The 21,636-nt window shown below is 38.5% G+C and carries 15 protein-coding genes; 3 read left to right on the top strand and 12 right to left on the bottom strand.

Annotation, left to right across the window (positions count from 1 at the left end; translation table 11 throughout):
* Positions 1 to 168: 168 nt before the first annotated feature.
* From AC1Z3K_RS10665 to AC1Z3K_RS10720, 12 genes are all read right to left on the bottom strand, one after another.
* On the bottom strand, positions 169 to 2,757 hold the full coding sequence (locus AC1Z3K_RS10665) for an ABC transporter permease (RefSeq protein ID WP_461732713.1): 2,589 nt from the start codon (positions 2,755 to 2,757) through the stop codon (positions 169 to 171).
* The gene (locus AC1Z3K_RS10670) at positions 2,738 to 3,448 is read right to left on the bottom strand and encodes an ABC transporter ATP-binding protein (RefSeq protein WP_461732714.1); all 711 of its coding nucleotides are present in this window, start codon (positions 3,446 to 3,448) and stop codon (positions 2,738 to 2,740) included. Before AC1Z3K_RS10670 ends, AC1Z3K_RS10665 begins: the two co-directional genes overlap by 20 nt.
* Before the next feature lie 114 nt (positions 3,449 to 3,562).
* On the bottom strand, positions 3,563 to 4,474 hold the full coding sequence (locus AC1Z3K_RS10675) for a sensor histidine kinase (protein ID WP_461732715.1): 912 nt from the start codon (positions 4,472 to 4,474) through the stop codon (positions 3,563 to 3,565).
* Positions 4,459 to 5,133: a response regulator transcription factor gene (locus tag AC1Z3K_RS10680; RefSeq protein WP_461732716.1), complete on the bottom strand. Its 675-nt coding sequence runs from the start codon at positions 5,131 to 5,133 to the stop codon at positions 4,459 to 4,461. Before AC1Z3K_RS10680 ends, AC1Z3K_RS10675 begins: the two co-directional genes overlap by 16 nt.
* Before the next feature lie 368 nt (positions 5,134 to 5,501).
* Positions 5,502 to 6,866, bottom strand: a complete 1,365-nt coding sequence (gene rlmD / locus AC1Z3K_RS10685) for a 23S rRNA (uracil(1939)-C(5))-methyltransferase RlmD (RefSeq protein WP_426083408.1) — start codon at positions 6,864 to 6,866, stop codon at positions 5,502 to 5,504.
* 463 nt (positions 6,867 to 7,329) lie between these two features.
* On the bottom strand, positions 7,330 to 8,403 hold the full coding sequence (locus AC1Z3K_RS10690; protein WP_426083406.1) for a diacylglycerol kinase: 1,074 nt from the start codon (positions 8,401 to 8,403) through the stop codon (positions 7,330 to 7,332).
* An 18-nt stretch (positions 8,404 to 8,421) separates the two neighbouring features.
* Positions 8,422 to 9,852, bottom strand: a complete 1,431-nt coding sequence (gatB, locus tag AC1Z3K_RS10695) for an Asp-tRNA(Asn)/Glu-tRNA(Gln) amidotransferase subunit GatB (RefSeq protein WP_461732717.1) — start codon at positions 9,850 to 9,852, stop codon at positions 8,422 to 8,424.
* A complete protein-coding gene (gene gatA, locus AC1Z3K_RS10700; protein WP_461732718.1) occupies positions 9,852 to 11,321 on the bottom strand; it encodes an Asp-tRNA(Asn)/Glu-tRNA(Gln) amidotransferase subunit GatA in 1,470 nt (489 codons plus the stop codon). Before gatA ends, gatB begins: the two co-directional genes overlap by 1 nt.
* Positions 11,321 to 11,626: an Asp-tRNA(Asn)/Glu-tRNA(Gln) amidotransferase subunit GatC gene (gene gatC / locus AC1Z3K_RS10705; protein WP_461732719.1), complete on the bottom strand. Its 306-nt coding sequence runs from the start codon at positions 11,624 to 11,626 to the stop codon at positions 11,321 to 11,323. Before gatC ends, gatA begins: the two co-directional genes overlap by 1 nt.
* Positions 11,627 to 11,800: 174 nt before the next feature.
* Positions 11,801 to 13,837 carry an NAD-dependent DNA ligase LigA gene (ligA, locus tag AC1Z3K_RS10710; RefSeq protein ID WP_461732720.1) on the bottom strand — a complete coding sequence of 679 codons (2,037 nt, stop codon included), beginning with the start codon at positions 13,835 to 13,837 and terminating at the stop codon, positions 11,801 to 11,803.
* Positions 13,838 to 13,849: 12 nt separating this feature from the next.
* A complete protein-coding gene (gene pcrA / locus AC1Z3K_RS10715) occupies positions 13,850 to 16,093 on the bottom strand; it encodes a DNA helicase PcrA (RefSeq protein WP_461732721.1) in 2,244 nt (747 codons plus the stop codon).
* Between the two features lie 183 nt (positions 16,094 to 16,276).
* On the bottom strand, positions 16,277 to 17,473 hold the full coding sequence (locus tag AC1Z3K_RS10720; protein WP_461732722.1) for an EpaQ family protein: 1,197 nt from the start codon (positions 17,471 to 17,473) through the stop codon (positions 16,277 to 16,279).
* A 310-nt stretch (positions 17,474 to 17,783) separates the two neighbouring features.
* On the opposite strand from AC1Z3K_RS10720, the gene AC1Z3K_RS10725 reads away from it, so the two are divergent.
* Genes AC1Z3K_RS10725 through AC1Z3K_RS10735 form a run of 3 tightly spaced genes read left to right on the top strand, consistent with a single transcriptional unit; the run spans position 17,784 to position 21,382 of the window.
* A complete protein-coding gene (locus tag AC1Z3K_RS10725) occupies positions 17,784 to 18,536 on the top strand; it encodes a DeoR/GlpR family DNA-binding transcription regulator (RefSeq protein ID WP_461732723.1) in 753 nt (250 codons plus the stop codon).
* Complete coding sequence (pfkB, locus tag AC1Z3K_RS10730) at positions 18,533 to 19,444, top strand: 1-phosphofructokinase (RefSeq protein ID WP_461732724.1); 912 nt, start codon at positions 18,533 to 18,535, stop codon at positions 19,442 to 19,444. Before AC1Z3K_RS10725 ends, pfkB begins: the two co-directional genes overlap by 4 nt.
* A 12-nt stretch (positions 19,445 to 19,456) precedes the next feature.
* On the top strand, positions 19,457 to 21,382 hold the full coding sequence (locus AC1Z3K_RS10735; RefSeq protein WP_461732725.1) for a PTS fructose transporter subunit IIABC: 1,926 nt from the start codon (positions 19,457 to 19,459) through the stop codon (positions 21,380 to 21,382).
* The last annotated feature ends 254 nt before the right edge of the window (positions 21,383 to 21,636 follow it).

A 21,636-nucleotide genomic window follows, 5' to 3' on the forward strand; every position in this document is an offset into this window, starting at 1 on the left:
AACTGTAAAACCGGTTTAGTCTAATAAGAAACAATTTTTTCTACAGTTCAATTATATACTATCTAAATTCTTCTAACCTCACATTTTCCGTAGGATTTTTACCTGTTTAAAGGCTAGAATGTTAAGTGTCTCATTCCAACTAACATCCCAGCCTAGTGTTTCTACTTTTTATTCTATTTTATTCAATTCATTAAGAATGCTTTCATCTTTTAGCCGGCGATTTAGTAATATTGAAACCACATAACAAATTACCAATATTGCAGCAGCTAAAAGCAGATAGATGAAATAATCGTATTCATATGATTGACCATAAATATATATTTCCGACTCTACATATAGAAATTGAGCAATAGCATGTGAAGCTAGGAATACTATACCTACAGATACTAATCCAAAAATCATGTTCTCTATTTGGATCATCTTGGATTGCGAATGTAAACTCATCCCAATTGCTCTATAAATATATAGTTCTCTTTTTCTTGTTTCCACTCTATACTTGAGACTATTTACTAAATTTATTAGCAATAACGTGAAAGCAACAACTGCAATTCCATATATATAAACTAGTTCTTTTTGATATAGCATATCCAACTTCGAGTTTTCTTCAATTAAGCTTCTTGCGGTCACTTGTTGATTTTTTACAGCTAACCGAATTAATTCTTGTTCAATTTCTTCTTTCCTTTTTTTAGAACTACTGTCTTTAACAGTAAAGTTGGCAGTTTCATATACACCAGAAGGGTTTATTTTACTGTAATTCGTTTCACTTGTAATTAATAAAGGGTATACCTGTTCAAGTACAGAGACCTCCTTCATATAAGGATAATACACAATCGCCACAATTTTATAATCTAGCTTCGAATAGTATTGTTCATCATCCTCACTTTGCCAATACTTATTAGAAGTTGTATCAAAGTCTGAACGGTAGCTAATCTTTATTGTCTGCCCCAACTGATAATCCATAATTGCTGTTCCTTTTTTAAAGAATCCTACCGTACCTTTTGACTTCCCGTATTCACTTATTCTAGGCATTGCAATAATAATCTCATTTGCTTCCATATTATCAGGATTGAAGTTGCCGACAACTAAATAGTTTTTCAACTTTTTTAAAGTTTCTGTATTATAACCTTTTAACTTCGTTTGATAAATAGAGTTAGAGCCTAATTTTCCTCTCAAAGAAAATCCATAAATATTTTCTACTCTCTTTTCCATCTCTTCAAAATACTTATTATTTCTTTTGGTTTCATCGTTTAGTACTTTGATAGGCATAGCCATTTGTGTTTCAGTCTTGACTATTTCCTCAATCTGTTGCGCTTGTTTTACTGTTTCAATTGTAATTCCTTGGTTCGCTGTCCTATCATTTGTTGCTGTGAGTATATAATCGCTATTATAAAAATTTGCTTCTTTTTGTATAACTGTCTCGTGTGATGCTAATATTCCTTTATAGGCAAGTCCGTAAAATAAACTTCCGCCAATAATTAAAGAGACAACAATGACAATTGATGTTCTGAACTTAGCAAAAATATACCTACATCCTAATTTTACATATAGAAACCGCTCTGATTTGTCACTAATAGTAAAAACAGCCGTATTTTTGTTGTCATCTTCTTTTTCACCTATAATAACTTCCATAATTGTTTGCTTATTTATTTTTCGAGCACCTAATAATGAAATAATAAATAGTACCACGCCCACTCCTGCTATACATAAAATAATTGGGAGTATGGGAACTACCATTTCAAAGGGCTCCCTTTCTCCCCAAAAAAAGATGTCACTCTCATTATTTTTTGAAATATACGTAACCAGATAAGAACACAGCTGTCCAAATATGATTCCTAAAGGAATACTAATAACATATATAACAAGTAATTCAGAGACTATCATTTTTCTAATTTGTCGCTTTGTCACTCCCACTGCGCGAAGTATGCCGTATTGGTTTTCTCTTGCTAATAATGAAATCCTATAAATTCCCCAGATAATAACAAAACAGATAATTAGCAGTAAAGTAGTAATTTGAATATCCAAAATAAGCAACTCCTGCTTATTTTCTTTCCAAGGATTGAGGGAAATATCTTTTTGTGCTATTCCTAGATGTTTTTTTTTATTCTGGATTATTTGCCGACTATCCACATTATTTTTAAATTTTACCTCAGCGTAATAATCATCCGCTACGTCTTCATTTAAGCTAGTATAAAGGTTAAGACTCCCAGATAATTTATTTAATGATACATCATTAATTATTCCCACAATAGTATAGGTTTTTAGCTCTGAATCAGTTGATTCAGTAGCTATTGTTTCTAGCTGAACATCTGTACCAACGACAGGATTTATACCTAAATTTAATAATGCCCATTTTTCAGCAACAATTTCGTTTTCCGCTGTAGGCATAGCGCCGGATAATAGTTTTGATGTTGCAAGTATCGAAGGTTCATTTGCTGAAACAAGAGCAGCGCTCTGATAATCGTTTTTTATTGTCGCCTGAAAACGTCTGATTCCCAGTTTAGCAATTGCTTTATCACCTTCTAATTCACGTAATTGAGAATTTTTAAGATTGCTGATTTGATAGTCAATATCTGTGTATATAAAAAGATTTTGCTTTGCTTCAATTCTATGATTCGTATGAAAAAGGGTCAGTAAACTAACTATCAACGTAATAATCAAAGTAACTGCAAGTAGAATTGTTATTGTATTTTTTTTGTAGCTTTTAATAAAACGCTTCGTTAGGGCTTGAATTGTTTTATCATTCTCTACCTTCACCATTAGAATCACCCCAATCTTTTTTAGTTGACCTGACAATCTGTCCATCCTCAATTCGAATGATGCGATCAGCTAGCTGAGCAATTTCTTCATTATGCGTGATCATAATTATTGTTTGGGTAAACTGCTTGGCGGTTATTTTTAAAAGACCAATCACATCTTGACTAGTCTGTGTATCTAAATTACCTGTGGGCTCATCAGCTAATATAACAGCAGGCTTTGCTGCTAATGCACGAGCAATCGCTACTCTTTGCTGCTGACCTCCCGATAACGTATTAGGAAAGCTATTCGTTTTTGATTCAAGCCTTAACATTTTTATGATTTGTCCAACATACTCCATATCTACCTTTTGACCGTCTAATTTGATTGGCAGTATAATATTTTCCTGAACAGTCAGCATTGAAATTAAGTTAAATTTTTGAAAAACAAATCCAATACTTCTTCTTCTAAAAATCGTCAGCTCTTCATCTGCTAGCTGATTAATTTTTTTATCATCAACAGTAACGGTTCCGCTTGTCGGCGTATCTAATCCGCCAATAATGTGCAGCAGCGTAGATTTACCAGATCCGCTGGTTCCAACAATGGCTAGAAATTCACCCTTAGCTACCGTTAAATCAATTCCTTTCAGTGCCTGAACCTCAGTCTCCCCCTTTCCATATATTTTCTTCAGCTTTTCCGTTTTCAACATCTCCATTGGGTCCCCATCTCCTCACTAAAAATAGCCCATATTGCTCTTCTTACAATATAGGCTATCATATAAAAGTGTTCAGTTCGTTTCGAAAAAATCACAGTATTGAAATATTTAACTTCATAATAATAAAAAAATCGAGAACGTACTTCCACTTCCTTTAGCCGATTTCACTTTTATATAGCCTTGTTCCATTTGAATTATTTTTCGTGCTAAATATAGTCCAACACCAATACCATCACTGTTTTCAACATCTAGAGAGCGGTAAAAGCGTGAGAAAATCTTCCCCTGCTCCTCTTCTGATATCCCTATCCCTGTATCAATTACATCTATGCGGGCAAACATTTGGTATGGAATAACACGAATGGTTACATTCCCACCTTTTGGCGTATACTTTATAGCATTGTCTACAATATTAGAAACTGCCTCAATTGTCCATTTCAAATCAACTTCTGCAGTTACAGAAGTCGGTTCTATCGTTAATTTAACCGCTTTTTTCTTTGCGGATGAAGTGAACTGCTGACCTATCGCTTGAAGAATAAGATTGATATTCTCTTTTTTGCTGTTAATAGTAATCATGTCAGTCTCCAGCCGTGCTGTTTTTACCAATGACTGAATAAGAAAATCTAGTTTTTGGGCTTGTTCTTTTACAATGGATAACTCATTAGAACAGCTGTCGACTTGTTCAGTTATTAATTCTGTATACAGCAATATGTTAGAAATCGGAACTGCACTTTGATGGGAAATATCTGTAATCAGCATGTGAACAGCTTCTTTTTGCTTTTCAAGTTTTAAAACAGAGGCCTCTTTTGCTAAAACATAATGCTTCAAAGAATTTTCTAAATATGAGCATTTCGTTTCATCGAATGTTATATCCGAAAATTTCCCATTCATGGATGAATCGACCATCTCCTGCAATACATCTATCAATTTGTTTTCCCGTTTTCTATAATATAACCTCATCATAAAAAACAAAACTGTTATTGCCGAAAGTATTAAAATTAAAGCTATCCTTATTACATTATTGTCCATGTATAGCCAACTCCATATACTGTTTTGATATATTCCCGATTTTTTGCTTCATATTCAAGTTTATCTCTCAATCTTTTTATACTTACTGTTAATGCATGTTCATCCACATATTCACTGTCTCCATCCCAAATTTTATCTATTAAGTATTCTCTCTTCACTGTTGCGCCCTTATTTTCTATCAAAATTCTTAATAATTTTTGCTCAGTTTTACTTAGTTCTACAGAAATGCCCTGAACAAAAAACAGCATTTTATCAAAATTAAAATTGAATGTATCTGTAACGTACTGGGCAGGAGACAAATTTTGTTGTCTCAGCTGTACCTCAACACGTGCACGCAGTACCATCAAACTAAACGGTTTTGTGATGTAGTCATTTGCTCCTAACTCTAATCCCACTACGATATCTAATTCCGAGTTATTTGAGGTAATAATAATTATTGGCATATCATATTTTTGCCGTAGCTCCTTGAGAAAATCTAAACCATTCCCATCTGGTAAATGAACATCCAACAAAATCAGCTTTATACTATTTTTATTTAATACTTCTCTAGCTGATTTTATCGTTTGACACTGAATAAAGCTGATACTATCTTTTTTTAAAGACAACCTGATTCCATCATTTAATTTTCTGTCATCCTCGATAATTAGAATTGTATTCATTTTTAAACTCCATCCGTTTAATTTAACTATGGTAGTATAGTTCATTTTAAGTTTATTTGATTAATTTATTATCTTTTTTGATAAGACTGTAAAAACTAATATATTGAATAAAAGCAGCATTTTCGCCCAGTATAAGGTAAACTACTCGTTAGGCTTTTATGGAAATGCTAAAGACTCTCTTAGCTCTCCTTTAACTATTACTAAATAACTCTATTTTACATGAATCCATCATACTGAGCTATATCGATTTAAGCTTGCTTTTATAATTCCTTTCTTAAATCTTTAAATAATCACACTCTACTTGCATCTTTCATCTGAACTAATCAAAAAAAGGAACCTGGGTTTACAGGCTCCTCATTTTCATTTTTCTATTTTCTTTCCAGCAGTGTTACAGATTCTACATGGTGCGTTTGTGGGAAGAGATCCACCGGCTGAATCTTTTTCACTTCGTACTCTTCATTAAACTGTTTTAAATCTCTTGCCAGGGTTGCCGGATTACAAGAGATATAGATAATTCGTTCCGGCTTCATTTCCATTGATGTTTCAATAAAAGCAGTTGTTAGACCTTTTCTTGGCGGATCAACGACCAATACAGTCGGATGAATTCCAGTTTCTTTCAATTTCTGCATCACCTTCTCAGCAGCACCAACTTTGAATGTCGCGTTTTCGATGCCATTGGTAAAGGCATTAATTTTCGCATCATCAATCGCTTCTTTAACGATTTCTACACCATAAACCTGCTTCACACGGTCAGCCATTGACAACCCAATGGTTCCAATACCGCAGTAAGCATCAATTACGATATCCTCTTTTGTCAAACCGGCAAAGTCCATTGCTGTCTGATAAAGGTACTCAGTCTGCTCAGTATTCACCTGATAAAATGAAGGAGCCGAAATACGGTAGGTTTTTCCAAGTAGCTGATCTTCGATGTATTCTTTGCCGTACAGCACTTTAGACTCTTTACCTAAAATAACATTTGTCTGATCTGGATTAATATTTTGAATAATTGAAACTACTTCCGGAAGCTCTTTAAGAATCTCTTCGACAATTTGCTCATGCTTAAAGATTTTTCCAGTTCTGGTTACTAGTACCACCATCATCTGATGAGAATAATGTCCACGGCGAATAATAATGTGCCGCAGGTTTCCTACGTGTGATTTTTCGTCATAAATTTTCACGCTGAAACGTCCCAAAATATCACGAATGGTTAATATGGCCTGATCGATTACCGGATCCTGAATATAGAAATCCTGAATCGGCACTAAATCATGGCTATTTTTTCTGTAAAAACCTGTTTCCAGCTGTCCATCAATTTTCCGAACAGGAATCTGGGCTTTATTACGATAGCCTTTCGGCTCGGCCATCCCAATCGTTGGAAGCACAGGTACGTCCGGCAATTTACTGATTTTGCTTAAAACATTTTCCAGTTGTCTCTGTTTGAATAAAAGCTGTGCCTCATAGGTCATATGCTGTAAAGGTGCAATTCCTGTCCGCAGCAAGCTCTCATCGGTTAACGCAACTCGATCCGGACTTTCTGTCAGACGTTCCAAAACTTTTCCATAGCCAAACTTGTTTCCTACTTTCAGCACCAGTACTTTTACTTTTTCTCCCGGTAAGCTATTTTCAATAAATAATGGATAATGATCTACTTTTCCAACACCAAGCCCTTCATGGGTCAGGTCAATAATTTCTATTTCAATTGTCTCATTCTTTTTTACAGGATATGTCTTCATAATTAGCCCCTTCTTTTTATCGCTTGTTTCATTCTAATGAAAAAGTATCAGAAAAGCAACCAGCTTTCAATTAAGTCTGAAAGTTTCTCATCATATAAATGGAGCAGGAGATAATCAGTTTTCACTTCTTCCTTTACTCTAAAACCGAATAAACAGTATCCCAGTCTTTGCATGCTTCGATGACTGGAACGTAGCGAGAACGTTAGACGCGCTTGCAGGAACCTATCTCTTTGCTAAATGAAGTCTTTGAAATAAGCCGAATAAGTCCCAAAATAGGAAAAACTCCAAGTATATCTCAAGCAACAGCAACTCGGTTCTCAGAGTTGAATACTTTTTTGATAATCTCGTTCTGCTTTTCTAACTCTTTCTTACAGAAAAAAAAAACCGAGACATTTTCTAAAAAATATCTCGGAACACAATCAATTATGTTTGTGTGCTGGTTATTTCAATCAGCAATAGGCTATTACTTTTCAACTGTTTCATCTTCTTTACCAGCTATTTTTCCGTCTCCATCAATATCCTGGTCAGTTAACCGTTCTACCTCTTTAACGAAATCCTTCGTGATTTCCTGATAATCACCGTCATCCTCCGACGTATCATCTTCAGCGCCAATCACAGCTTCCGAAGGAATATCATCTAAATTGGCAAACATCTCAATATGCTGATGCAGATTCTTAAAGGTCATCGGTGCTTCGCCGCCATATTCACCGTCAAGATTAATCAGCATACGGTTTTCTTCATCCAATGTTTCCGCATGAAGATAATTTGTTTTTGTATAGATTACCCGATTATCCTCTACATGCTTCCCGCCATTCATCATCAGAGCAACCAGATGAACAATTTCAAAGATATTGGCTGTTTTAACAATAATAAGAGAGAACTTTCCATCGTCCAGCTTTGCGTCCGGAGCAATTTGCTCAAAACCGCCCACAGAGTTAGTCAATCCTAGAAAGAACATTGAAGCATTTCCTTCATAAACTCCTTCATCATAGGTCATCCGCATCCGAATTGGCTTGACTCTAGGCAGCATTTCCGCTCCCTTTACAAGATAAGCAAGATAGCCAAAGATGCTTTTCAACTCTGAAGGAACCTCATAAGTTAATTCAGTTAGATGACCGCCAGCAGCAATATTGATGAAATAGTTCTCTGCTGCTTTGCCGATATCCATCTTAACTGTCTGGTTTTTCTTAATAACCTTGGCTGCTTCCAAAATGTTGTTTCTTGGAATTTTTAGTGCCCGGGCGTAATCATTGGTGGTGCCGGCGGGAATGACTGCCATCAGCGGACGGTTATCAAGAGGTGCAATCCCGTTCACAACCTCATTAATCGTTCCATCTCCACCAGCAGCCACAATCAAATCAAATCCTTGTAAAGCGGCCCTTCTAGCTTCATTTTTTGCGGAATCCGGTTCTGGTGTTGTCGCAAAAGAGCTTGCTTCGTATCCAGATTCCTCCAATACATTCAGAATATCCGCCAGATTTCTTTTCACCAGCTCTTTTCCTGATTTTGGATTATAAATGACTCTTGCTTTTTTCATATGCTGTCAGCTGCTTTCTTATCGTTTGGCTAACTCTTCTTGCAATAGCTTATTCACGATGCCCGGATTAGCCTTGCCTTTGGTCGCTTTCATAATTTGTCCAACAAGGAAACCAACCGCACGGTCTTTTCCATTTTTAAAGTCATCAACAGACTGTTGATTGTTATCCAGTACTTCATTGATGATTGGCAGAAGTTGTGCAGGATCAGATAATTGAACCAAACCTTTTGCTTCAACGACTTCTTTTGCAGCTCCGCCGTTTTCAATCAGTTCTTTAAAGACTGTTTTCGCAATTTTTGAACTGATTGTACCGTCAGCAATCAGCTGAATCATTTCAGCGAGATTTTCCGGTGTCAGTTTTGTATCAAGCAGCTCCATCTTTTCACTGTTCAGATAAGCCGAAACCTCACCCATTAACCAGTTGGAGGCTTGCTTTGAATCGGCTCCAGCAGCTAATGTGTCTTCGAAAAAGTCAGACATTTCTTTTGTTAGTGTTAAGACCATTGCATCATATTCCGGTAAGCCCAGCTCTTCAACATAACGTTGACGTCGAGAAGCCGGTAGTTCAGGCAGACTTTCCCGCACCTTTTCAATCCATGCATCATCAATGACAAAACGAGGAATATCAGGCTCAGGGAAATAACGATAATCGCTTGATCCTTCTTTTACACGCATTAATAGAGTTTTGTTGGTTGCTTCGTCAAAACGGCGTGTCTCCTGTTGGATTTCTCCGCCGGAAAGTAACACCTTTGCCTGACGTTTCTCTTCAAAAGCTAATCCTTTTTTTACAAAGCTCATGGAGTTCAGATTTTTCAACTCTGCTTTTGTACCAAATTCTTCCTGACCATATGGACGTAGAGAAATATTGGCATCACAACGCATAGAGCCTTCTTCCATCTTCACATCAGATACTTCCGTAAACAGAATAATTGAACGTAGTGCTTCCAAATAAGCATAAGCTTCCTCAGGAGAACGCATGTCAGCTTCAGAAACAATTTCAATCAGTGGTGTTCCCTGACGATTTAAATCCACATAAGAGTACCCGTCTGTTCCATGGATATTTTTCCCAGCGTCTTCTTCTAAATGTACGCGTTCAATACGAATAATTTTCTTTTCGCCTTCGACTTCAATTTCAATCCAGCCGTCATGACCGATAGGCTGATCAAATTGAGAAATCTGATAAGCTTTCGGATTATCCGGATAAAAATAATTTTTACGGTCAAAATGAGTATCTTTGGAAATTTGACAATTTAATGCCAGTGCAGCTTTCATTCCGAACTCTAAAGCTGTTTTATTCATAACAGGCAATACCCCAGGATATCCCCAGTCGATGACAGTTGTGTTACTATTTGGCTCAGCGCCAAAATGAGCTGGAGCCGGTGAAAAGATTTTAGAGTTTGTTTTCAATTCTACATGGACTTCTAAACCAATAACTGTTTCAAAATTCATTAATCGTTCCCCCCTAAAATCACTGGTTTCTTTTTATGAAAATCGGTTGCCTGTTCAAATGCATAGGCAGCCTTGTACATTGTTTGTTCATCAAAGGCTTTCCCAATCAGCTGCAGACCAACCGGCAGACCTTCTGAGAATCCCGCTGGAATAGACATCCCAGGCAGACCAGCCAAATTAACAGGGATAGTCAAAATATCATTCATATACATTGTAATCGGATCATTGATGTTTTCACCAAGTCCATAAGCCACCGTAGGAGCTGCTGGTCCAATGATTAAATCATAATCTGCAAATACCTTGTCAAAATCACGCATAATCAGTGTCCGAACCTGACCCGCTTTCTTAAAGTGTGCATCATAATAACCTGCACTTAGCGAGAAGGTACCAAGCATAATCCGGCGTTTCACTTCCATACCGAAGCCTTCTGTCCGTGAGTTAACATAGACATCTTCTAAATTCTGGACATTTTCTGAACGGTAGCCATAGCGGATGCCGTCAAAACGCTGCAGGTTAGAGCTGGCTTCTGAAGAAGCAATAATATAGTATACAGCTACACCATATTTAGAGTGCGGCAGGCTAACTTCATCAATTGTTGCTCCTAAAGCTTTGAAGGTATCGACGGCTTTCATAATTGCTTCCCGAACATCTGGAGCAACGCCTTCGCCTAAGTACTCTTTTGGAAGAGCAATTTTCATTCCCTTGATGTCTCCTGTTAATCCTTCTGTAAAATCAGGAACAGAAGCGCCAGCGGAGGTGCCGTCTTTTGGATCAAATCCGCTAATTGCATTTAATGCCAATGCATTATCTTTAACATTTCTAGTCAGTGGTCCAATTTGATCGAGACTGGAAGAAAATGCAATCAGTCCATAACGGGAAACCCGGCCATAAGTGGGCTTCATTCCTACAATACCATTAAACGCAGCTGGTTGACGGATACTTCCGCCTGTATCACTCCCCAAAGAAACAGGAATCTGGCCGGCTGCTACTGCTGCTGCTGAACCGCCGGATGAACCGCCGGGAACCTTAGTCGCATCCCAAGCATTTTTAGTTTTCTTGAAAGCTGAATTTTCTGTACTACCGCCCATAGCAAATTCATCCATGTTTAGTTTTCCAACAGGAATCAAATCAGCCTGATACACTTTATCCATAACTGTAGCATCATAAATAGGATCAAAGTTATGCAGTATTTTAGATGCTGCGGTTGTTCTGATATCTTTGGTTACAATATTATCCTTAATACCAATTGGAATTCCGGCAAGAGGATTTGACTCAGTAATTCCTTTGCGGTCAATTGCCTCAGCCAAGTTCATTGCCTTTTCTTCATTAAGGGTAATAAAAGCATCGACGTCTTTTTCAGTCTCTTTGATGCGGTCTAGTGTAGTTTTTGTCAAATCGACTGCTGTAATCTCCCTTGATACAAGCAGATCATGCAGCTCTGTTAATGATTTATCATATAATTTTGCCATTATGCACCAGCCTCCCCGTTGTCCATGATTGCCGGCACTTTAATATAACCGTCCTGTGAATCAGGTACATTTCTCATCAAATCAGTTCTATCTGTTCCCGGCACTGACTGATCTTCTCTCATCACATTAATTGTTTCAACAACATTTGACGTAAAAGGAACGCCTTCCGTATCCACTTCCTCAAGAAGTTCAACCATATCGATTATTTTCCCTAACTGTTCAGTAAAACCTGTCAGTTCTTCTGATGAAAATGACAGCTTTGCCAGCTTGGCCACATGCTTTACTTGTTCTTCACTGATTGCCATAAATACCCTTCTTTCCTCTATAAGTGCGAGTGTTCGTCTTAAAAAGACATTTTTTTATATTCTATCATAAAAAATATCTGATATTTGAAAGAGATACAGAAAAACATGAAAATCTTCTGATTTCTTTATTTCTTACTTCTATTTAGCTGGCTACTGAAGTGCCGAAGCCAATTTTTATTCTACATGGCTGTTATCCAATGCTTCTACCATCTGAGCTTCCGACCAGACTTCCACACCTAGACTCTCCGCTTTAGCAAGCTTGCTTCCAGCTTCTGCTCCAGCCACAACGATATCTGTTTTTTTCGATACGCTACCCGTGACCTTCCCGCCTAAACTTTCAATTTTTTCTTTTGCTTCTTCTCGATTATATTTTTCCAGCTTGCCAGTCAGTACAACCGTTTTATCCTTAAAAGGAGACTCAACTGCTTCCAGCTGTGCAGCACGCAGCCCTTTATATTCCAGATTTACTCCAGCCTGTTCCAGTTCGCTCATCAGCTCATGAACTTCTTCATTTTCGAAGTAAGTTACTAGACTATCGGCAATAATTTCACCAATAGAATCAAGAGCAACCACCTCTTCTTTCCCAGCTGCAGCTATTGTACGTAAATCACCGAAATGTTCAGCTAGCACTTTCGCAGCTTTCGCACCAACATGACGGATTCCTAAGCCAAAGATTAGCCGCTCTACAGAATTACCTTTACTTGCCATAATTGCTGTATAGATATTGTGTGCTGCTTTCTCTTTAATTTTGTCCAAAGTCATTAGCTGTTCTTCTGTCAGAAAATATAAGTCGGCAACATCTGCAACTAATTCCTTATCATACATCTGCTCTAAAACACGAGGACCCAGACCATCAATATTCATGGCATTTCTTGAGACAAAGTGACTAAGACCTTCTTTAATCTGAGCCGGACATTTTGGATTAATACAACGCAAAGCAACCTCTTCATCTAAATGTACCAGCTCGCTGTCACAGATAGGACAATGAGTAGGCGCTTCAAATGCCTTGCTATCTGCTGGACGCTTCTCTACAAGCACCTGAGAAACCTCTGGTATAATATCTCCAGCTTTGTAGATAATTACATGATCCTTTAAACGAATGCCCTTCATGTTGATGAAATCAACATTATGAAGGCTAGCCCGGCTAACAGTAGTTCCAGCGACACGCACAGGGGTCATTACTGCTGTTGGCGTCACCACTCCTGTTCGGCCAATCGTCCATTCGATATCCTCAATAACTGTTTCGGCCTCTTCTGGCGGAAACTTATAAGCGATCGCCCAGCGTGGTGCTTTTACAGTGAAGCCCAGTTCATCCTGAACGGCAAAATCATTAACCTTAATAACAATACCATCAATCTCATAGGGCAGCTGTTCCCGTTTTTCATGATATTCTTCGATATACTGCCATACCTCATCGATATCCTTGCATAACGTTCGCTCCGGATTTGTCCGCAGACCAATTTCTCCCAGCTCATTTAGCGCATCAAACTGTGTTTCAGCCTCCATAGGTCCGAAATCAGCCACTGTATATAAAAATGTACTCAAGTTTCGCTTTGCTGTAATAGCCGAATCCAGCTGCCGCAGACTACCTGCTGCCGCATTTCTTGGATTAGCAAAAATATCCTGTCCGGCTTCTTCCCGTTCTTTGTTAAGGTTAACGAATGATTTCTTAGGCATGTAGCACTCACCACGGACTTCAATAGAGACGGGACGCTTCAGCTTTAAAGGAATTGATTTAACGGTTTTCAAATTTTCAGTAATGTTTTCACCTACTGTTCCGTCTCCCCGAGTTGCCCCTTGAACGAAATTTCCATTTTCATATTTGAGAGAAATAGCTAAGCCATCGATTTTCAGTTCACAGCAGTAGCTGACTTGTCCACCAGCCAGCTTCTGAACCCGTTCATCAAATGCATAGATATCTTCTTTTGAAAAACCATCGTTCAAGCTATACATTGGTACCTCATGAGTCACTTTTTCAAAGCCGGCAAGAATCTTGCCTCCAACCCGCTGAGTAGGCGAATCAGAGGTAATCAAATCCGGGAAGGCTTCTTCTATGTCTACCAGCTCCTGATACAGCCGGTCATAAACATAGTCTTCCACTGTTGGCTGATCTTCTACATAATATTCATGGGAATAATTATTCAGCTGTACCCGTAATTCCTTTGCGCGTTCTGTTGCATCACTTAAAGTCAACGGCTGATTTTTTTCCATCTAACTAACCTCCTAGATTTTCTCTATTGGAGCAAAAGCTGCCAGTAAACGCTTGATTCCTTTTTCAGGAAAAGCAATATCCAGCTCTAAATCTTTGCCTGTGCCGCCAACTCTAACAATGGTTCCTGTTCCCCAGGCTTTATGCTTCACCTTGTCTCCGGCATTCCAATCCAGCGCTTCGCCCCCACTGGCTGTTTTTGCAGAAACGGATTTCTGCACCGGTTGGCTATAAGCTGGTTTAAATATTTTAGGATCGCGTGCAGGTACTGCTCTCTGCTGTGCAGCGAAATCAATTCCCCGACGATCAAACAGTTCCTCTTCAATTTCCTCTAAAAATCGGCTTGGTCGATTATACTGTGTTTTTCCATATAGAGTCCGGGAGTAAGCGTTAGTCATAAACAATACTTCTTCTGCTCTTGTAATGCCTACATAAGCCAGACGCCGTTCTTCCTCCAGCTCGCTTTCCTCAAGCATCGCACGAGATAGCGGGAAAATCCCTTCTTCCATACCAATTAGGAACACCACTGGAAATTCCAAACCCTTGGCTGCATGAAGAGTCATCAGTGTTACTTGAGAAGAACTTTCTTCTAAGTCATCAATATCTGATACCAGTGCTAAATCGTTTAGAAAAACCGCTAGTTTTTCTTCCGGTGCTTCAGCATCTTCCTCGTCCTGCTGAGCATAACGCTTATCGAACTCCTGTGTAACTGTCAGAAACTCATCCAAGTTTTCCAGACGTGACTGAGATTCCAAATTATTCTGTCTAATCAAGTCATCCTTGTAGCCGCTGCGGTCTAATATTTCTTTAACCAGCTCCGTAATTGTCAAGTAAGGAATCATTTGAGTTAATTCTTGAATCATCAATCCAAACCCGCCTAACTCCTTGCCTGCCTTTCCAGAAATGTTTGCAAGCTCAACATTTTGAGCAGCTTCCAGCATTGGCCAGCCGTGCATATCTGCAAATTGTCTAAGCTTTTCAAGCGAGGTTTTTCCAATTCCCCGTTTTGGAGAATTGACAATCCGTTCAAAGCTTAGCGAATCCATAGGATTAGACAGGATATTTAAATAACCAAGAATATCCTTAATTTCTTTCCGGTCATAGAATTTATGCCCGCCGACCATCGTATACGGAATATTTGATTTCAACAGCATTTCTTCCATTACACGTGACTGAGCATTGGTTCTATACAAGACTGCAAAATCACCATAAATCCGTTCGTTTTCTTGTATTTCTTTTTGTATCTGCTGGACAATGAACTGAGTCTCATCCCGCTCGCTGTTCCCTCGGTAATATACAATTTTTTCCCCGTCCAGATTGTCAGTCCATAAGCTTTTATCTTTACGGTTTCTATTATTTTGTATCACGTTGTTTGCTGCTGCCAAAATTTTCTTGGTTGAACGGTAGTTCTGTTCTAAAAGAATGACAGAGGCGTTGGGGTAGTCAGTTTCAAAATCAAGAATGTTCTGCATATCAGCTCCCCGCCAGCCATAAATGCTTTGATCCGCATCTCCTACAACACAAAGATTGCGAAAACGTTCCGCCAGCATATTAACAAGCATGTACTGCGCATGGTTCGTATCTTGATACTCGTCTACATGAATATAGTGAAACTTGTTTTGATAGTATGCTAGCGTATCTGGATGTTCTTCAAACAACCGAATCGTATTCATAATCAAATCATCAAAATCCATACACTGATTGTTTCGAAGCTCTCTTTGATAAAAAGCATAACATTTGGCTGCGATTTCCTCATAAAGACTCCCCTGAAGCTCCGCCATTTTTTCCGGTGTCTGCAAGGCATTTTTCGCATTGCTGATGGTCCCAAGAATTGTCCGCGGATCGTACTTCTTTGGGTCAATATTCAATTCTGCCAGTACCCGCTTCATCAGTGTCCGTTGTTCTGAAGAATCAATAATCGTAAAATTTCGATTATAACCAATCTGATCAATATCCCGACGAAGAATCCGCACACACATCGAGTGAAAAGTCGAAATCCAAACATCTTCTCCTCCATGCTCCATAAGGCGTACAACCCGTTCCTTCATTTCTTTTGCAGCTTTATTCGTAAAGGTAATCGCCAGAATATTCCAGGGATTCACTCCTTTTTCTTCTATCAAGTAAGCAATTCGATGGGTCAGCACTCTAGTCTTGCCGCTGCCGGCGCCGGCCATCACTAAAAGAGGTCCTTCCGTATGAAGAACAGCTTCTGCTTGTCTAGGATTCATTCCCTGAACCAAGGTATTCTTTGGAGCCATTTCAACGTCCTCCCTTTAATTTCAATCCTTACTATTATACCAAAAGTAGCCCTGAAATTCTCTAAAAACAATTACTCTGATAGGATTTTATTCTAAAAACGCTTAAATACTAAATTAGCTAAGAAAACAAAAAAGACAGCGCGTAAAACAGCCGCTATCCAGACTTACATTATAAATGAACCATTAAATTTCGATGTCAGTACTTTCTGCTTCTGCCGCTTCAGCTACACGCTCATTTGAAACTGGTAATTCAGCTTCATTTGATTGGCTGATAAAGACAGCTAAGAAAATAAACATAAGAGATATCCAATGGAAAGAATTTAGGTAGTTTTCCATAAACGCATGAAGACCCACCATCAGAAAAGCGGATAAACTAATAACTTGATTTATTGAATATTCCTTCTGCTTCCGCCAAAACAAGAGACCTAAGATACCGCCAAAAAGAAGAATATAACCAATTAAGCCATAGGCACCTAAAACATCAAGATACGCATTGTGTGCAGGTAAATTATGCATAGGATCGTGAAATGTTCCTTTCATTCCAATAAGTATGATACTGGTAGAGTTCTTCCATGCTCTGAAAAAGTACATCCAAATATCTACACGTCCGCTAAATGATGTTCCAAATCCATCAAAAGCGACAACAACATAGGAAATTACTGGAGCAAAAATAAACAGACCACTATAGATACTTAGCCAAAAATTTCTTTTTTTTGCGATTTTTTGAATAGCCGGTACAAATTTGACTATAAACATAAGAGCAACAAAAATGAAAAAGGCAATCATCGAAGTCCATGATTTACAAAGTAAAACAGTCATCATGGCAACAACAGCAAGTATCAATTGAAAAATCACGGTATATTCTGTTTCCAATTTATCCAGCATAATAATTCCCAGCATTGTTACAAAGAGTACTGAACCAGCTATTAGATTTACATTCATCCACAAAGAACTGCTGCCAATTTCAAATGTTGCCAAAATCATTTTTACCAAAGCAATAACCGAATACAAACTACTAAAGCCTAAAAAAGTAAAACAATATTTCTTATCCATTTTTACTTTGCTGCCAAAAAATATGAAAGCTAAAACAAATGGAATTTGTGAATAAAAACGGAGGTAACCCATATTGTCTTGATAAAAAATAATAGGCACTGCCATCAATATAGTAATAAATCCAGTCCATAACCAATCTTTTTTAGTAAAGTCAGACAGAGAGGTCCCTAGTATAACTAAAAAGGCAATAGTAAAAATTGTCCCTATATGCTGACTAGCTGCACTAGTCAGTATACCGTAGCCGCTCCAGACTACTGCACAGGTGGCCACCATGAGGAACAGCGACACAAGCTTCGCAATCTCTTTGACACGTATTTCTTCTTTCATTTTCAACATCCTAACATCCTTATTTTGTTAATTCGGTTATAAACCAGTTTTCATTTATCAAACATTTAAAAATAAAAAATAGAGCTATGTATTTCTGATTTATTACCTTTTTTCCTTATCTAGCTTAACAAACAATCATCCAACACACCAGACCAAAAAAGATTTTTTTGTAAAAAATCGCAAATAAATTTCAAAACAAAAAAACATTTATAATTTCTTCTCAAATGAATGTTTTTGAAATAAAATGAACGTTTTTGGTTGATTTAGATAAAGCATCATGATATGATAGCAAATGAAAAGAGGGATGTAAATGCTTACAGAAGAGCGTCATCAAAAAATAATGGAGCTGCTGAACAAGCACTCAATCGTTAAATCCCAGGAACTTTCCTTAGTTTTAAACGCGTCAGAATCAACAATAAGACGAGATTTACAAGAACTGGAAGCCGCTGATTTATTGGAACGAATTCACGGAGGCGCCAAGCTTCGCTCAGATTTGGGTACCGAACAGACGATGAACGAAAAAACAATCAAAAACATTCAAGAAAAACAATTAATCGCTAAACTAGCTGCTGAAAAGGTAACGGATGGTGATGTTATCTATCTTGATGCTGGTTCAACTACCCTTGAAATGATTCCTTATCTAGCTGAAAAGAAAATTACAGCTGTGACCAACTCTGTACATCACGCAGCCAAGCTCATTGATTTAAATATCAACACAATCATCTTAGGTGGAACATTGAAGCTTTCAACTAAAGCAATTGTCGGTGCAACCAGCTTAGAGCAATTAAGACAGTTTCGTTTCAACAAAGTATTTATGGGCATGAACGGCATCCATTCAGAGTTTGGCTTGACCACTCCTGATCCGGAAGAGGCCTCTGTAAAAAGACTAGCCATTCAGCATGGCGAGCAGGCATTTATCCTGGCAGATCATACCAAGCTGAATAAAGTTACTTTTACTAAGGTTGCAGACATCGAACAGGTCATTTTACTTGTAGATCATTGTCCGAAAGATTTATTACCTGAATTTCAAAAGAAAACGATTATCCAGGAGGTAGAAAAATGATTTATACCATAACTTTAAATCCTTCAATTGACTATATTGTCCATATAGATGAAGTCAATCTTGGAGAATTGAATCGAATGAAATCCGATTTGAAGCTTCCAGGTGGAAAAGGAATCAACGTTTCTAGAATTCTAAAAAGAATAGGAATTGAGTCTACTGCTCTGGGATTCATAGGCGGCTTCACAGGAAACTTCATCAACGACTGGCTCTACAAAGAAAAAGTAGCAACAGACTTTGTTTCTATTGCAGCGGATACCCGAATTAACATCAAGCTAAAATCCACTGTTGAAACCGAGATAAACGGAGCGGGACCAATCATCCTTGAAGCAGAAATGACACAGCTGAAAAACCAACTGTCCCACTTAACCGCTGAAGATGTTGTCATCCTATCCGGCAGTACGCCAGCTGCTCTTGAAAAAGGTTTTTACGGCGAATTAATTGCATTGATTAAGCAATGCAACGCTCAATTTGTTATTGATACAACTGGAGCGGATTTAAAAAATGCTCTTCCTCATAAACCACTATTGGTTAAACCTAATAATCATGAATTAGCTGAGCTATATCAGACATCCTTTCAAACGGAGGATGACATTCTACCTTACGGAAAATCCTTGCTAAAGACTGGTGCTCAGTATGCAATCGTTTCAATGGCTGGAGACGGGGCACTCTTATTTACTAATCAAGCTGTTTACCGCTCCAATATCTTAAAACGGCCTTTGAAAAACTCTGTTGGTGCCGGAGATTCGATGATTGCCGGCTTTGTAGGAAAATTTGTAGAAACCAATGATCCAGTTGAAGCATTTAAATGGAGTGTTGCCTCCGGCAGTGCCACAGCTTTCTCAGACGATTTGGCTTCTGGCGATTTTATAAATGAACTGCTGCATGAAGTAGAAATTGAACAATTATAAGGGGGAATTAATGTGAATATCAAAGATTTACTTGTCAAAGACGTAATGATTATGGACCTTCAAGCCGCGGATAAGCAGGGAGCTATTGATGAGATGGTTGCAAAGATGTATGCAGGCGGTCGTATTTCAGATATCGAAACCTACAAACAAGGTATACTCGATCGTGAAGCCCAAACCTCTACCGGCTTAGGAGACGGCATTGCCATGCCCCATGCCAAAAACAAAGCAGTCAAAGAAGCTACTGTCCTTTTTGCAAAAAGTAGTGCCGGCGTGGATTACGAGGCTTTAGATGGACAACCGACCTATCTGTTCTTCATGATTGCTGCACCGGAAGGGGCAAACGATACTCATCTGCAGGCTCTTGCTGCATTATCAAGATTGCTTGTTAATCCTGAATTTGTAGCTCAGCTAAAAGAAACACAGACACCTGAAGAAGTTCAAAACCTGTTTCAGGAGGCTGAACAGCAAAAAGCAAAAGAAGAACAGCTGGAGTTGGAACAGGAACAAGCAGCAACGAACAGCAATCGGAAATTTATCGTTGCTGTTACTGCTTGTCCTACTGGAATTGCCCACACCTATATGGCAGAAGACGCTTTAAAGAAAATGGCGAAGGAAATGGGTGTCGATATCAAGGTAGAGACAAACGGTTCTGAAGGAATCAAACATCGACTAACCGCCGAAGACATTGAACGTGCAGAAGGGGTGATTGTTGCGGCTGATAAGAAAGTAGAAATGAATCGGTTTGATGGAAAAAAACTAGTCAATCGTCCAGTTAGCGATGGCATTCGGAAACCGCAGGAACTAATTGAAACAGCTCTAAATGGCAGCGCTCCCGTCTTTCACGGCCACGAATCCGACTCTTCCTCTGAAGACTCTGCAGCTGATGGTTCTATCGGTTCACGTATTTACAAAGATTTGATGAATGGAGTTTCTCATATGCTGCCATTTGTTATCGGCGGCGGAATTGCTATTGCCCTATCCTTCATGATTGACCAGTTTTTTGGCGTTCCTCAGGATCAGCTTTCTAGTTTGGGAAATTATAACGAAATAGCCAGTTGGTTCAATCAAATCGGTAGTGCTGCCTTTGGTTTTATGCTTCCTGTTTTGGCTGGTTTTATCGCATCAAGTATTGCAGATCGCCCCGGATTGATTGTCGGCTTTGCTGCTGGAGCGTTAGCAAATACTGGCGGTGCTGGGTTTCTAGGCGCTTTAATCGGCGGTTTCCTGGCCGGCTATATTATTATTGGTCTGAAAAAACTATTTAGCTATCTGCCAAAATCATTAGATGGGATTAAAGCAATTTTGTTCTACCCAGTATTTGGTTTGCTGATTACTGGTGGTGCCATGATATTACTTAATATTCCAATGAAATTTATCAATGACAGCCTAAATAGTTTCCTACTGAGTCTTGACGGAACCAATGCTGCTTTACTGGGAGCTTTGTTGGCCGGCATGATGGCAATTGACTTAGGTGGTCCAATTAATAAAGCAGCTTATGTCTTTGGAACAGCCTCTATTGCAGCTTCTCTGACAGAAGGCGGCAGTGTCATCATGGCAGCTGTAATGGCTGGGGGTATGGTTCCTCCATTGGCAATCTTTATTGCTACTCTGTTATTTAAAAATAAGTTTACACAAGATCAAAAAGATGCCGGTTTGACAAATCTAGTTATGGGTCTATCCTTTGTTACAGAAGGAGCGATTCCTTTTGCTGCTGCTGACCCGCTGCGTGTCATCCCTGGTTTTGTTGCCGGCTCTGCACTAACTGGTGCTTTAGTTGGCGGAATGGGGATTCGTCTCTTAGCTCCTCACGGCGGAATCTTCGTTGCATTATTATTATCCAACCCCGTGATGTATTTACTCTTTATTGCGATTGGTGCAGCAGTATCAGCAGTAATCGTCGGTTTAATAAAAAAGCCTGTAGCTAAAACAGCGGTTTAATTACAAAATTTTGATAAAATTAGTGAATGAATGAACTGTCTAAAATAGAGGTTGTGACAGAAGGGCACTGACCCCCAAGAATGAGAATATAAAAAAGAGGCACCTCCGTTGAATTTATTTTATATAATAAATTTAGCGGAGGTGCTTTTGATGAAGAAAAAAATGGCGTATTCTCTTGAAGTCAAAGAGAAAGTAATTGAATTGAAAATTGAAGGAAAGACAACAAAAGAGATACTAGAGCTGACAGGGGTTAA

This window comes from Enterococcus sp. LJL128, from assembly GCF_056924295.1.

Bases quoted from the DNA above. Each gene is read 5' to 3' on its own strand.
- AC1Z3K_RS10665 (WP_461732713.1), bottom strand. From the start codon at position 2,757: ATGGTGAAGGTAGAGAATGATAAAACAATTCAAGCCCTAACGAAGCGT.
- AC1Z3K_RS10670 (WP_461732714.1), bottom strand. From the start codon at position 3,448: ATGGAGATGTTGAAAACGGAAAAGCTGAAGAAAATATATGGAAAGGGG.
- AC1Z3K_RS10675 (WP_461732715.1), bottom strand. From the start codon at position 4,474: ATGGACAATAATGTAATAAGGATAGCTTTAATTTTAATACTTTCGGCA.
- AC1Z3K_RS10680 (WP_461732716.1), bottom strand. From the start codon at position 5,133: ATGAATACAATTCTAATTATCGAGGATGACAGAAAATTAAATGATGGA.
- rlmD (WP_426083408.1), bottom strand. From the start codon at position 6,866: ATGAAGACATATCCTGTAAAAAAGAATGAGACAATTGAAATAGAAATT.
- AC1Z3K_RS10690 (WP_426083406.1), bottom strand. From the start codon at position 8,403: ATGAAAAAAGCAAGAGTCATTTATAATCCAAAATCAGGAAAAGAGCTG.
- gatB (WP_461732717.1), bottom strand. From the start codon at position 9,852: ATGAATTTTGAAACAGTTATTGGTTTAGAAGTCCATGTAGAATTGAAA.
- gatA (WP_461732718.1), bottom strand. From the start codon at position 11,321: ATGGCAAAATTATATGATAAATCATTAACAGAGCTGCATGATCTGCTT.
- gatC (WP_461732719.1), bottom strand. From the start codon at position 11,626: ATGGCAATCAGTGAAGAACAAGTAAAGCATGTGGCCAAGCTGGCAAAG.
- ligA (WP_461732720.1), bottom strand. From the start codon at position 13,837: ATGGAAAAAAATCAGCCGTTGACTTTAAGTGATGCAACAGAACGCGCA.
- pcrA (WP_461732721.1), bottom strand. From the start codon at position 16,093: ATGGCTCCAAAGAATACCTTGGTTCAGGGAATGAATCCTAGACAAGCA.
- AC1Z3K_RS10720 (WP_461732722.1), bottom strand. From the start codon at position 17,473: ATGAAAGAAGAAATACGTGTCAAAGAGATTGCGAAGCTTGTGTCGCTG.
- AC1Z3K_RS10725 (WP_461732723.1), top strand. From the start codon at position 17,784: ATGCTTACAGAAGAGCGTCATCAAAAAATAATGGAGCTGCTGAACAAG.
- pfkB (WP_461732724.1), top strand. From the start codon at position 18,533: ATGATTTATACCATAACTTTAAATCCTTCAATTGACTATATTGTCCAT.